The sequence below is a fragment of the Paraburkholderia sp. GAS448 genome (assembly GCF_050435685.1).
Classification (GTDB): domain Bacteria; phylum Pseudomonadota; class Gammaproteobacteria; order Burkholderiales; family Burkholderiaceae; genus Paraburkholderia.
The window spans coordinates 163,302-175,874 of the sequence record NZ_JBNDKT010000002.1 but is presented as its reverse complement, the minus strand read 5'-3'; the positions used below and the strand labels follow the sequence as shown (position 1 = coordinate 175,874).

The 12,573-nt window shown below is 63.8% G+C and carries 12 protein-coding genes; 4 read left to right on the top strand and 8 right to left on the bottom strand.

All coding sequences use genetic code 11. The features are described from left to right. Positions 1-29 precede the first annotated feature (29 nt). Together dapF and P3T23_RS04440 are read right to left on the bottom strand one after the other, a co-directional pair. On the bottom strand, positions 30-908 hold the full coding sequence (dapF, locus tag P3T23_RS04445; RefSeq protein WP_429314987.1) for a diaminopimelate epimerase: 879 nt from the start codon (positions 906-908) through the stop codon (positions 30-32). Positions 909-1,009: 101 nt separating this feature from the next. Next, the gene (locus P3T23_RS04440) at positions 1,010-1,894 is read right to left on the bottom strand and encodes a lipid A biosynthesis lauroyl acyltransferase (protein ID WP_429314986.1); all 885 of its coding nucleotides are present in this window, start codon (positions 1,892-1,894) and stop codon (positions 1,010-1,012) included. Positions 1,895-2,171: 277 nt separating this feature from the next. On the opposite strand from P3T23_RS04440, the gene metK reads away from it, so the two are divergent. Further along, positions 2,172-3,359: a methionine adenosyltransferase gene (metK, locus tag P3T23_RS04435; RefSeq protein ID WP_429314985.1), complete on the top strand. Its 1,188-nt coding sequence runs from the start codon at positions 2,172-2,174 to the stop codon at positions 3,357-3,359. A 279-nt stretch (positions 3,360-3,638) separates the two neighbouring features. Here metK and P3T23_RS04430 read toward each other — a convergent pair whose 3' ends face one another. Further along, complete coding sequence (locus tag P3T23_RS04430) at positions 3,639-3,992, bottom strand: hypothetical protein (RefSeq protein ID WP_429314984.1); 354 nt, start codon at positions 3,990-3,992, stop codon at positions 3,639-3,641. A 379-nt stretch (positions 3,993-4,371) separates the two neighbouring features. On the opposite strand from P3T23_RS04430, the gene P3T23_RS04425 reads away from it, so the two are divergent. Continuing rightward, on the top strand, positions 4,372-5,133 hold the full coding sequence (locus P3T23_RS04425) for a phytanoyl-CoA dioxygenase family protein (RefSeq protein WP_429314983.1): 762 nt from the start codon (positions 4,372-4,374) through the stop codon (positions 5,131-5,133). Positions 5,134-5,203: 70 nt separating this feature from the next. On the opposite strand, the gene P3T23_RS04420 is transcribed toward P3T23_RS04425, so the two are convergent. Continuing rightward, positions 5,204-5,407: a DUF3185 family protein gene (locus P3T23_RS04420; protein ID WP_429314982.1), complete on the bottom strand. Its 204-nt coding sequence runs from the start codon at positions 5,405-5,407 to the stop codon at positions 5,204-5,206. A gap of 240 nt (positions 5,408-5,647) precedes the next feature. Between P3T23_RS04420 and mgrA the strand changes: the two genes are divergently transcribed. Together mgrA and P3T23_RS04410 are read left to right on the top strand one after the other, a co-directional pair. Next, positions 5,648-6,691, top strand: a complete 1,044-nt coding sequence (gene mgrA, locus P3T23_RS04415) for an L-glyceraldehyde 3-phosphate reductase (protein ID WP_429314981.1) — start codon at positions 5,648-5,650, stop codon at positions 6,689-6,691. Positions 6,692-6,833: 142 nt separating this feature from the next. Further along, complete coding sequence (locus P3T23_RS04410) at positions 6,834-7,835, top strand: fatty acid desaturase family protein (protein ID WP_429314980.1); 1,002 nt, start codon at positions 6,834-6,836, stop codon at positions 7,833-7,835. Positions 7,836-7,876: 41 nt separating this feature from the next. Here the strand turns inward: P3T23_RS04410 and P3T23_RS04405 are convergent, their stop codons facing one another. From P3T23_RS04405 to P3T23_RS04390, 4 genes are all read right to left on the bottom strand, one after another. Continuing rightward, entirely contained in the window at positions 7,877-8,062 is a 186-nt protein-coding gene (locus tag P3T23_RS04405; protein ID WP_133661509.1) for a hypothetical protein, read from the bottom strand. Positions 8,063-8,362: 300 nt separating this feature from the next. Next, the gene (locus tag P3T23_RS04400) at positions 8,363-9,559 is read right to left on the bottom strand and encodes an MFS transporter (protein ID WP_429315343.1); all 1,197 of its coding nucleotides are present in this window, start codon (positions 9,557-9,559) and stop codon (positions 8,363-8,365) included. Positions 9,560-9,767: 208 nt separating this feature from the next. Beyond that, positions 9,768-11,219 carry an efflux transporter outer membrane subunit gene (locus P3T23_RS04395; RefSeq protein ID WP_429315342.1) on the bottom strand — a complete coding sequence of 484 codons (1,452 nt, stop codon included), beginning with the start codon at positions 11,217-11,219 and terminating at the stop codon, positions 9,768-9,770. Between the two features lie 50 nt (positions 11,220-11,269). Beyond that, positions 11,270-12,562 carry an efflux RND transporter periplasmic adaptor subunit gene (locus P3T23_RS04390; RefSeq protein WP_429314979.1) on the bottom strand — a complete coding sequence of 431 codons (1,293 nt, stop codon included), beginning with the start codon at positions 12,560-12,562 and terminating at the stop codon, positions 11,270-11,272. Positions 12,563-12,573 lie beyond the last annotated feature (11 nt).

Below are 12,573 nucleotides of genomic sequence, written 5' to 3'. Positions count from 1 at the left end.
CGGGGGCTTGGGTGTGTCGGTAAACAAGGTCAGATTGCGGCCGGTTTCGCGAGTTCGATCTCGCCTTCGAAGACGGTCGTAGCGGGGCCGGCCATCAGAAGCGGTGCGGCTTCGTTGCGTGCGCCGTCCCACGAAATCGTCAGTGCGCCGCCGTGCGTGTGCACCGTGACCGGCGAATCGAGCAGCCCGCGGCGAATCCCGGCGGCGACCGCTGCGCACGCACCGGTACCGCACGCGAGCGTCTCGCCTGCGCCGCGCTCGAAGACACGGAGCTTGATCTCGCTGCGCCCGACGATCTGCATGAAGCCGGCATTCACCTTCTGTGGGAAGCGCGCGTGCTTCTCGATGACCGGGCCGTCGACCAGAACCGGAAACGACTCGACGTCCTCGACGACCTGCACCGCGTGCGGATTGCCCATCGAGACGGCCGAAATCCAGCGCGTCGCGCCGTTCACCTCGAGCGGCCAGAGTGTGTCGTTGCCTTCACGGCGTCCTTCGAGGCCGTTCCTGGCGAATGGCACGCGCGCCGGTTCGAACACCGGGCTGCCCATGTCGACGACCACTTCACCATTGTCCTGCATCGTCAGTGTGGCGATGCCGTTCTGCACCTGGACGCGCACGGTGCTCAGATCGGTCAGGCGCGCGTCGCGCACGAATTTCACGAAGCAACGCGCACCGTTGCCGCAATGTTCGACTTCACCGCCGTCGCAGTTAAAGATGCGATAGCGGAAATCGACACCATCGATGGTCGGTCGTTCGACCAGCAACAACTGATCGGCGCCGATGCCGAAATGCCGGTCAGCGAGCGCGCGCACTTGCGCCGCCGTCAGCGAGACGGGCTGCGTGTAGCCATCGAGCACGACAAAGTCGTTGCCCGCGCCGTGCATTTTGGTGAATTTGAGTTTCATCCCACTATTGTAAGGGACGCGCGGGCGCGCGCGTCGATGGCCTGTTGGATGAGCCCGTCAACCGGGCCCGGCAGAAGCGTTCGATCAGTAGCAACCACGGCTCAATAAAAGCCGGACTCGCCAGGTGGGCGCGTCTTGAAGCGTTTGTGCACCCAGTAATACTGCTCAGGCATGTGCGGAATCTGCTCTTCAAGGAAGGCGTTCATGCGACGCGCGTCGAGGTCGTCGTCGCCGGTCGGATAGTTGTCCCACGGCTTGAACACCTTGAGACGATAGCCCTTGTAGTTCGGCAGCACCTCGCCGATGAACGGCACCACCTGCGCGTGACCGACTTTCGCGAGCCGGCCGACTGCGGTTAGCGTGCAGGTCGGTACGCCGAAGAAGGGTACGAACGTCGAGTTGCGCGTGCCGTAGTCCATGTCCGCGCCGAGCATCACCGGCTTGCGGTCGCGCAGCCAGCGCAGCACGATGCGGGCGCTGTCGGCGCGGCTCGCCATTTCGGCGCCGAAACGTCCGCGCGCGGCCTTTGCGATCGCTTCGAATTCCGGATTCGACATCGGCTGGTACAGCGAGCCGCAGGTCCGGTGCAACGAGTAGTTCAGGAAGATCGAGCCGGCCTCGATGCCAACAAAGTGGAAGCCGAGAAAGAGCGTCGGCGGCAGATCAGGATCGTCAAGATCGATCGCACTGTCGACCTGCACCAGCTTCTCGAGCTTCTTCGCTGAGCCGAACCACTGTACGCTCCGCTCCAGGTAGCTGCGGATCGCATGCCGGAAGTGCTTCTGTGCAACGTCTTCGCGGCGCTCGTCGTTCCACTCCGGGAAACACAGCTTCAGATTGATGTGAACAACACGTTTGCGCCGGCTCGGGATCTGATAGAGCAGCCAGCCGAGGCCGTCGCCGAACCGCGCGACAAGGCCGTAAGGCAACAATGCGAACAGTTTCAGGAGCCCGATGGCGAACTTCGCGCCGAGGTGGCTCAGCATGCCGCCTCCCGGTGGGCGGCGCCGCACAGTGCGATCTTCAGAAACCCGGGGAACATGACGTAATACCGCACTCGTAGATACTCTGTGACTTTTGAAGGAAGTCGCTATAATAAGGGCTTCGCCGAGTTAATAGACAACTTGCGGGGCGAAGCCGGTGGGCGCCAACCATGTGTGGTGGGGCCCGGCGGTCAGGAAATCCGCTAAAGCGTCGCCGCTTCAGGCTCCCGAAGCTGGCTACGTGAAACTCAACCGTAACCACACAACAGGAGTCTGCAACGTGGCAAACGATTACCTCTTTACCTCCGAATCCGTTTCCGAAGGCCATCCCGACAAGGTCGCTGACCAGATCTCGGACGCTATCCTCGACGCCATCCTGAAGCAGGACAAATACTCGCGTGTTGCGGCTGAAACGCTGTGCAACACGGGTCTCGTCGTGCTTGCAGGTGAAATCACCACCACGGCCAACGTCGACTACATCCAGGTCGCGCGCGAAACGATCAAGCGCATCGGCTACGACAACACCGACTACGGCATCGACTACCGCGGCTGCGCGGTGCTCGTCGCTTACGACAAGCAGTCGCCGGACATCGCTCAGGGCGTGGACCGCGCACACGACAACAACCTCGATCAGGGCGCTGGCGACCAGGGCCTGATGTTCGGCTACGCGTGCGATGAAACGCCCGAACTGATGCCGCTGCCGATCCACCTGTCGCACCGTCTGGTCGAGCGCCAGGCGAACCTGCGCCGCGACGGCCGTCTGCCGTGGCTGCGTCCGGACGCGAAGTCGCAGGTCACCGTGCGCTACGTCGACGGCAAGCCGCATTCGATCGACACCGTCGTGCTGTCGACGCAACATTCGCCGGACATCGAACTGTCGACGCTGCGCGAGGCGGTGATCGAAGAAGTCATCAAGCCGACGCTGCCGGCCGAACTGATCAAGGGCGACATCAAGTTCCTCGTGAACCCGACCGGCCGGTTTGTGATCGGCGGCCCGCAAGGCGACTGCGGTCTGACGGGCCGCAAGATCATCGTCGATACGTACGGCGGCGCCGCGCCGCACGGCGGCGGCGCGTTCTCGGGCAAGGATCCGTCGAAGGTCGACCGTTCGGCAGCTTACGCCGGCCGTTATGTCGCGAAAAACATCGTGGCCGCCGGCCTGGCAACGCGCTGCCTGATCCAGGTGTCCTACGCGATCGGCGTTGCGCAACCGACCTCGGTGATGGTCAACACGTTTGGCACTGGCCGCGTGTCGGATGCGACGATCACGCGTCTCGTGCAGGAACACTTCGACCTGCGCCCGAAGGGCATCATCCAGATGCTCGACCTGCTGCGCCCGGTCTACGAAAAGACCGCCGCCTATGGTCACTTCGGCCGTGAAGAGCCGGAATTCTCGTGGGAAGCAACCGACAAGGCGCTTGCCCTTGCCGAAGCTGCAGGGACAGAACCGGTCGTCGCGCTCGCCTGAGTACGCCCCGTTCCCGTTTCATGTAAAAACAAACCCCGCCGGCCTTGCGCCGTGCGGGGTTTTTTCTTGCTGTTGGGGGAGTTACAACAACCACACCTCCCTTTGCTGCGCGAGGCGGCGTGTCAATCGCAGACGCCCGCGGCCGCGCATTCGCAGATCGACGCCGCGCTGACTTCGCAACTCGATGAAGAGGCGGCCCGCATTATTTGCGATTGCGCATGAGCAACGGGCCTGGTGCGGGGGCTACGGCCCGCTCACACGGCCCGATGCGATGGGAGCTCAGCGAGTGGCAAACGCGAACCAGCCCGTGCTGGTGACCGAGATCCTGCGTGGACGGCGGCTGGTGCTGTGCGGGACAGCCGTCGGGCGCGCGTTCAGGGTACGCAGCGTAGTCGGCTTTCTCAACAGCGTTCGCAGCGAGAAGCGGTGCGAACCACTCTTCACACGCAGTGCCGCAAAAAACGAATGAAACCACGTGCGAATGCCGTCGACCGGCTTTGCGTCGCGCCATTGTTCGGCCAGCGCGCGCGTGCGCGCCGAGTGGTGACGCAGTGCGCGGACAACGTGGCGCCGCGCTGGACGCGCCGCTTTGAGCGCCGCGTGGGTGAGGCGGGTGCTTAACAGGGTGTGCATGGCTTCAGCGAAAGGTATGAGGGCGTCCGACGGGAGAGTGCGCTGTAAGCAGCACCAAATGTGCCAGCGTGGACGACAGGGAAGCCGGAAAACAGGCGGGATGCGGCGGCTGTGGCCCGAAGAGGCCTTGCGCGCAAGGGAATTGCGGGAATCGCGATCAACATGCGGTCAGGCTACACGCGATTCGTGACGCCCGAAAGTCGGTTTTACCCTCGCGGCAATCGTCGCCCAAGGCATTGATCGATCCCTTTGCGGTCGCTTTCCGTGCACGAATTGCCCATTTGGCGTGCAATGCACCGGAGCCCGGCACCCGAAACGAAGCCCAGCACGATCAGGTACGTTTTACAATCCGGTATTAGCCAGTCGAAACGGAACATCCATGTCAGTCCATTCAAAAAAGGAACAGGTCCAGATGCTGCGGGAACGTGGCTTCGTCGTCGTGCCGGGACTCGTTTCGCCCGAACGTTGTGCCGCGATGAAGGCCACTGCGCAGCAGCAGTTGGAGGAAGCCGCCGCGCCGCTCGAGTTCGAGGCGGATCTGCGTTATCCCGGCGCGCCGGACTCGAAACATGCACCGGGCGGCCACACGGTGCGCCGTCTGCTGGATGCGTATTCCCGCGATCAGATGTATCGCGAATGGGCGACGGCGCCGGAAATCCGCGGCTGGATGGAACTGTATTTCGGCGAAGAGCCGCGGCTTTCGCGTGCCCACCACAACTGCATGATGAGCAAGCACCCGGCGTACGGTAGCCTGACCGGCTGGCATCGCGATGTGCGTTACTGGTCGTTTGAGCGGGACGATCTGGTGTCGGTATGGCTTGCGCTGGGACCGGAAACCGTCGACAACGGAGCGCTTTGGTTAGTGCCGCAGTCGCACACCGTGCCGTTCACGTCCGATCGCTTCGACCAGGCGAAATTTTTTCGCGCCGATCTGCCTGAAAATCAGGCACTCATCCAGACCGCGATTTCACCGGAACTGCAGACGGGCGACGTCGTGTTCTTCCACTGCAACACACTGCATTCGGCGGGCAAAAACATCACCGACGACATCAAGTTTTCGCTCGTGTTCACGTACCACGGTGCGAGCAACGTGCCGCTGCCGGGTTCACGTTCTGCATCGATGCCTGAAGTGGCGTTCTGAAGTGGCGTTGCGGGTAGCGCCGGGAAGTCGCGATGCGTTTCAGCGCGGATCGGGCGCCTTCGTGCCTCGTCTAGCGCTTGCCGGACACCACGAGACCGGTGAGCCCGGCCAGTGTCGCGACCACGCCGCCTGCGATCAGGTAGATGGTCTTGTTGGTCGGCGCACCGGTGAACACGCGCGAGACCTCGTTACTGAACGAATGAAACGACTGGCCGCCAAAATACAGCAGCACAACGCCCCCGACGATCAATGCGAACGAAATCGCTCTGGTCATGAAAATCCCTCATCATTAAAGCTGGTCGCCGGAGTGTATTGGAGCGACGCAGTCGCGTCCATGCTTCGTCCCGCATTCTGGGCCGCTGCATGCCGCCCGTCGATTGGCTAACATAGACAGTTCAGCATTTTGCGCCGCACCACAACGTCCCGCTTATGGCTGGGCGGCGTGGTGCGGCGATGTCATCGCGCAACAATCGTCGATGACCTTTTCTCGTGCATCTATCAAGGAAATTACGCAATGGCCTACGAAGCAGCTTCTGAACGCTATTCGGACATGCAATACCGCGTTTGCGGCAAGTCGGGGCTCAAGCTGCCGGCACTGTCGCTCGGCCTGTGGCACAACTTCGGCGACACGACGCCGCTGTCGACGCAGCGCGACATCCTGCGCACAGCCTTCGATCTCGGCATCACGCACTTCGATCTGGCGAACAACTACGGGCCGCCGTACGGCAGCGCCGAAACGAACTTCGGGCGCCACTTCAAGGACGATTTCAAACCCTATCGCGACGAACTGCTGATTTCGTCGAAGGCCGGCTGGGACATGTGGCCCGGTCCCTACGGCCAGGGCGGCGGCTCGCGCAAGTATGTGCTTGCGAGTCTCGATCAGAGCCTGCAGCGCATGGGGCTCGATTACGTCGACATCTTCTATTCGCATCGCTTCGATGCCGACACGCCGCTCGAAGAAACCGCCGGCGCGCTCGCTATCGCCGTGCAGCAGGGTAAGGCGCTGTACATCGGCATTTCGTCGTACTCGGCGGCAAAGACGCGCGAGATGGCGAAGCTGCTGGGTGAATACAAGGTGCCGCTCCTGATCCACCAACCGGCGTACAACATGCTGAACCGCTGGGTGGAGCATGAACTGCTCGATACGCTCGACGAACTCGGCACGGGCAGCATCGCCTTCACGCCGCTCGCGCAGGGACTTCTCACCGGCAAGTATCTGAACGGCGTGCCGGACGATGCGCGCGTCAACAAGCCGGGCGGCGGATCGCTGAAGGCGGAGCATCTGAGCGCGCAAAACATCGAGCACGTGCGCAAGCTGAACGACATTGCGCAGCGGCGCGGCCAGAGCCTTGCGCAGATGGCGCTTGCATGGGCGCTGCGGGGTGGCCGCGTGACGTCGGCCCTGATCGGTGCGAGCAAGCCGGAGCAGGTGCGCGAGAACGTCGGTGCGCTGAAGAATCTCGAATTCTCGAAAGAGGAACTGGCCGAGATCGATCGCCACGCGACGGAGGGCGGCATCAACCTGTGGGAAAAGCCGTCGACCGACCAGCACGTTTGAGCGTTGCGTTGCGGTTGGTGTGCACGCAAGGAAAGTCGCCGTAAGGCGGCTTTTTTCTTTGGAGGCGTTCGGCAGCTTCATTCTTCCCGCTGTCATGAGGCACTGATAAGTTCGCTGCCAGTGTCGTATCGACGGAGGGAAGATGGAATCACGTGGCGCCGCCAATGCGGAACCGGAAGGACCTGTCGCGCCGCCTGTGCGCCGCACGGCAAGGCGAGCCGCGATCAGCTCGCGCACGAATCTCATGCTGATCGTCGCCGTTTCGCTGGCGGCGGCAGTGGAGCTGGCGGGGCTGCCGTTTTTGCTGCGTCTGTGGGGCGCGCCGGCGCTATGGCTGATCGCGCCCATCGTCGTGTTGACACCTACTCACTGGGGGCTGATTCACGAAGCGATTCACGGACAGCTTTTCGCGGATCGCCGTCTCAACGAGAACGTCGCACGCACGCTGGCGATCGTGCTGTCATTACCGTTCGATGCAGTGCGCTTTGGCCATCTGATGCACCATCGCTTCACGCGTGAACCGTACGACCGCCCCGACGTTCACGAGGGCGACGGGCCGCGCTGGCGCACGCGGCTCACGTACTACTTCCGTCTGCTCGGCGGTTTCTACGTCGGTGAACTCCTGCTTCCGCTGTTGGCCTTCCTGCCCGTGAAATCCGCCCGCGCGCTGGTCGCCCGGACGGTCGGTGCGCAAGGGCCGGTGGGCGCCGATGTAGAGCGGCTCTTTACCTGCTTTGCGACCGATCCCGCGCGTCGGCAGCGCACGCGGCGCGACTGGCTGGTGACCCTCGCGCTATATGCGTGCGCGTTCTATCTGTACGGAGTCTGGTGGCCGGTGCTCGCGGCGACGATGTATTTGCGGGGCGTATGGCTGTCGCTGGCGGACAATCTGCCGCATTACGACGTTGCACTGGACGAACCCGGGCGAGCGCGTAACTTCCGCGTCGCGCGAGTGTGGCAAGGGATACTGATGAACCATCACCTGCATCGAATGCACCATCAGCATCCGACGCTTCCGTGGACCGCCCTCCCCGCGCTTGCACGCGAGGCGGCTACACCCGCCGACGAAGCGCGTGAAGCCGCCTACTTCCGCAGCGTCGTGCGCCAGTTCAGCGGACCGGTGACGGTGAAAAATACACGTTGAGGCAACGGACCAAGGCCTGCCGCCTCATCGCACCTGCTTCGCTACACCAGGGCGGGCAAGCCTTCGACGAGCAGGATCGCCACGCCCACTCCCAGCAATGCCCCAATCACGCGCAGGACGTTGTGCCTGAATTCAGTTGCGCAGGGGCAGGCGCCAAGAAAGAGAGCGCCAGCAAGAGCCATTGGAATGACCAGAATGAAATCGGCGATCGTGAAGTAGGTCGTCATGCTCGTCTCCATGGATATCACTCACGCAGCAAGCCGCTGTATTTCTGATGTGGCGCGGCTATGAGGTTTGATTCGAGTATAGGCGACGGTTCGACGGGCGTGATGCCGCAATGCGGCGCTGCAGCGGTGCATTGCGCATAGCTGCAGCTTTGCTGGGCGAGGCTTGGCGCATCCGGCAGCTGTTTGAAGCGACCACAAAAAAGTCTGACGGCTGCTTACGGAGTTCTTTCGAAATGAACATCGGCGGGTAGCGAAAGGCGATTCACCGGCCCAATCTACCTGTGCGCATCTGAATCAGCTTCACGCCGCCGCTGCGCGTTCCTGGACACGCAGCCACCAGGCCGCCACGATTCCGCACAGGAGGAGCAGTGCGACCAGCGAGGCGACGCCGTTCCAGCCATGCGCTGCCCAGACATGCCCGCCGTACGACCCGACGATGCTCGACCCGAGGTAGTACGCAAGCAGATATAGCGCAGCGGCCTGGCCCTTGGCCACCCTGGCCATCCGGCCGACCCAGCCGCTTGCCACCGCATGTCCCGCAAAAAATCCAAAGGTCACGCACGCAATACCACCGGCAATGGCTGCAATCGGATGCAGCATCGTCAGCGCGAGTCCAGTCAGCATAAGGACGAGGCTCGCGATCAGCACGCGTGCGCGACCGAACGTATCGGCCATGCGACCCGACAGCGGGGAAGCGACCACGCCCGTCAGGTACACGACGAAAATCGCGCCGATCGCCGTCTGGCTCAGCTGGTAGGGCGGCGCGAGGAGCCGGTAGCCAATATAGTTGTACAGCGTGACGAAGCTGCCCATCAGTACGAACGCCATCAGGAACAGGACCGGCAGGCCGGGAGTGGCCAGATGCCTGGCCAGCGCGGAACGGTGATGCGCGAAGCCAAGCCCGCGGCGCGGCACGAAATGGCGCGACGGCGGCAGCAGCGCGCGAAACGCGAGCATCGACAGAATGCCGAGCACGCCGATCGTCGCAATCGACGCGCGCCAGCCGAACAGATCAGCGACGATGCCGGTGATCACGCGTCCCGCCATCCCGCCGATCGCCGTGCCGCCGACGTACAGACCCATCGCGAGCCCCAGCCCATCGGGATGGACTTCTTCCGCGAGATAGGCCATCGCGACGGCCGGGACACCGCCGAGCGCGAGCCCTTCGAGCGCGCGCAATACCAGCAGCTGGTGCCAGTGCGGCGCGAACGCGACGGCCAGCGTCAGCACCGACGATGCGGTGAGCGAGGCCGTCATCAGCCGATGGCGGCTCCAGCCTTCCGACACGAAACCCGCCACGAAGATCGCGAGAGCAAGCGCGGCGGTGGTAAGCGAGAGCGAGAAGCTGCTTTGCGCGGGGCTGACGCCGAAGGTCGCCGAGAAGGCGGGCAAGAGCGGTTGTACGCAGTAAAGCAGCGAGAACGTTGCGTAGCCGGCGAACAGCAGCGCGAGGCTGGCGCGCCAGTAAGCGCGAGTGCCGCGTTCGAGGTAAGGAATACTGGCGCCAGGCGCCGCGCGGGACGAAGAGGAGACGGACGAAGTGTCAGGCGAAGGAACATCCGGAGAATCCTTCCGGCCGGGTTCCGGCGATGCGCTCACAAACGGGGCTCCCGATAAGTAAAAACCCTTACGATACGCCGTTTGGGGCCAAGGCGTCGTTCAACCGGGCCCAGGTCGAATCCCTGGACGCTCCATCAGCGCTTCGCTAGCCGTGCGTGGCCGGCGTGCTGACGGGCGCTTCGGGGTGCACGAGCTGCTCGTCGGTGGGCAGTTGCGACGCGTCCCAGCCGCCTCCCAGTGCCTTGATCAGCGCGACGCTCGCAGCCATCCGCCGGCGCGCGAGCGTCACGGCCTGACGTTCGTTGGAGAGCGCGGTCGTCTGCGCGACGACCACGTCGAGGTACGTGATGGCGCCGTTCTTGTAGCGGTTGGATATGACGGCGAGCGCGCGCTCGGCCGCTTTCACCGCTTCGTCCTGCGCGTGTGCTTCCTGTTCCAGCACGCGCAGCGCGGCTAGATTGTCCTCGACGTCGCCGAATGCAGTCAGCACGGTCTGACGATAGTTCGCGACGCTTTCGTCGTAATGCGCCTTCGCTTCTTCCTTGACCGCCGCACGTCCGCCGAAGTCGAGGAGCGTGTACGCGATCGACGGCCCCAGGGACCAGAAACGTGCCGGCGCGAGCAGCCACTGGCTGTAATCGGTGGCTTCGAGGCCGCCTGTCACCGAAAGGATCAGGTTCGGAAAGAACGCCGCTGTGGCGACGCCTATCTGCGCGTTCGTCTGGGCCATCGTGCGTTCGGCGGCAGCAATGTCCGGCCGGCGTTCGAGCAGCGCCGAGGGTACGCCCGCGGGTGCGACGACCGGCACCGCCACGAGCGGCGCGACCGGCAGCGCGAATGTGGACGGGCTCTGACCGGTGAGGATCGCGATGGCATGCTCCAGCTGCGCACGCTGCGCGTCCAGATCGATCGCCTGAGCTTCGGTCGTGCGTAGCTGGGTCTCCGCCTGGGCGACGTCGGCATCGGTGGCGATGCCGCCTGCGCGCCGATGCTGCGTCAGATCGAGCGCATCGCGGTAGGCCGCGATCGTGTTGTCGAGCAGTTGATGTTCCTGATCGATGCCGCGCAGTTCGAAGTAGTCGGTTGCAAGTTCTGCCTGCATCGACAGCAACGCGGACTGCGCATCGGCGGCACTGGCCTGCGCGCCGGCTTTCGCGCCTTCGACGCTGCGCGATACGCGGCCCCACAGATCGGGTTCCCATGACGCATCCGCCTGCACGAGGTAGTCGTTCAGCGTGAAGCCCGCGGTCGACTTGAAGCGAACATTTTGGGACGTGCGCGCCCGCGAATAATCGGCGGCTGCGGAAACGACGGGGAAGAAGCTCGAGCGGAACTGCGCGACGCTGGCACGCGCGGCACGAAAACGTGCCTGCGCAGCCTGCACGTTCTGGTTCTCGCTGCCGACGCGCGCTTCGAGCGCGTTCAGTTCGCTGTCGCCGTAGACCTCCCACCACGCGCCGCGGGAGCCAAGGTCGGCCGGTTGCGCGGGCTTCCAGCCAGTGCCGTCGAGTTCCTTGAACGTCGCGGCGATGGTGTCCTTCGGGTGCACGTAGTCCGGACCGACAGTGCAGCCCGCGAGCAGGCATGCAACCGCCATCGCCGATAACGAAAAGCGCGGCAGAGCCCGTGAACGGTGAAATCGCGTACTCACTGCGCGGCCTTCCCTGACGATGTGTCGCCGGTTGCCGATTCCTGCGCGGCGGATGCGCCGGCCCCGTTCGCCATGGCTGCGGCGCTCGCGCTACTTGCGACGTTCGCGGCCCCCGCTTTCGACGCAACGATACGCACCGGCGCACCATCGACGATCGAATCCTGCGGATTCAGGATGACCTGTTCGTCGCCATGCAGACCGGACGTGACGGCGACCCGCGTGCCGAAATCGGTCCCGAGCGAAACGGGCACGAGCTTCACACGATTTGCCGCGTTGACCGTCGCGACCTTCACGCCATCCGGACGGAACAGGAACGTGTTGCCCGGCAGCGTGAACGGCGCGGCACCCGCACCAAGCGCGAAATGCACCTGCGCATAAGCGCCCGGCAACAGATCGCCGTTGCGGTTGTCGACGTCGACCTCGACGAGCATCGTCCGTTGCTGCAGATCGACCGAGCCCGCGGTGCGCGCGACCTTGCCCGGGTAGTGCCTTGCAGGCGTTTCCGGCAGGGTCAGAAATGCGCCCTGCTGGACCTGAACCTGCTGTGCATAGGCCTGCGGCACACTGACGTAGACCCGCAGCCGGTCCGCCTGCGCCACATGAAACAGCTCCTTCGCCGGCCCGCCCGCGCTGCCCGCATCGATCAACGCACCGACGTCGACATTACGCGCCGTCACGATGCCGTCGAACGGCGCAAAGACTTTCTGGAACGACTGGGTCTTTTCGAGGCGCGCGACGTTGAAGCGCGCGGCATCGAGCGTCGCCTTCTTCGCGAGCATGTCGCCGACCTTTTCGTCGGTTTCCTGTTTGGACACCGAATTGCTTTTCAGCATGTCGGTCCAGCGGTCCGCGGTCGTTTTCGACAGCGCGTAGTTCGCCTGCGCATTCTCGAGGTCGGCGCGCGCGGCGCGCAACTGGTCGTCGACTTCGGGCGTATCGATTTCAGCAAGCAACTGACCCGCTTTCACATGCGCGCCGATATCGGCGTACCACTTCTTCAGATAGCCGTTGGTACGCGCGTAGATCGGCGTGTCGAGAAAGGCCTGCACATTGCCGGGCAATACCAGATCGAGCGCCGCGTTCGACTTCTGCGGACGCACGACTTCGACGCTCGTCTGGCCCGCATGCTCGGCATCGCGTTCGAGCGCGGCGTGCGCGCTGTGGCGCGACCAGATGCCCTGCACCGCCAGCCCCAGCACGACGATGACCGCCACCACGATTGCCCAGCGCGCGCGTTGCGGCTTTGCCGCTACCGGCGCGGAATCGTCAGGACGCTCAGGATGTTTCACTTCCTGCATTC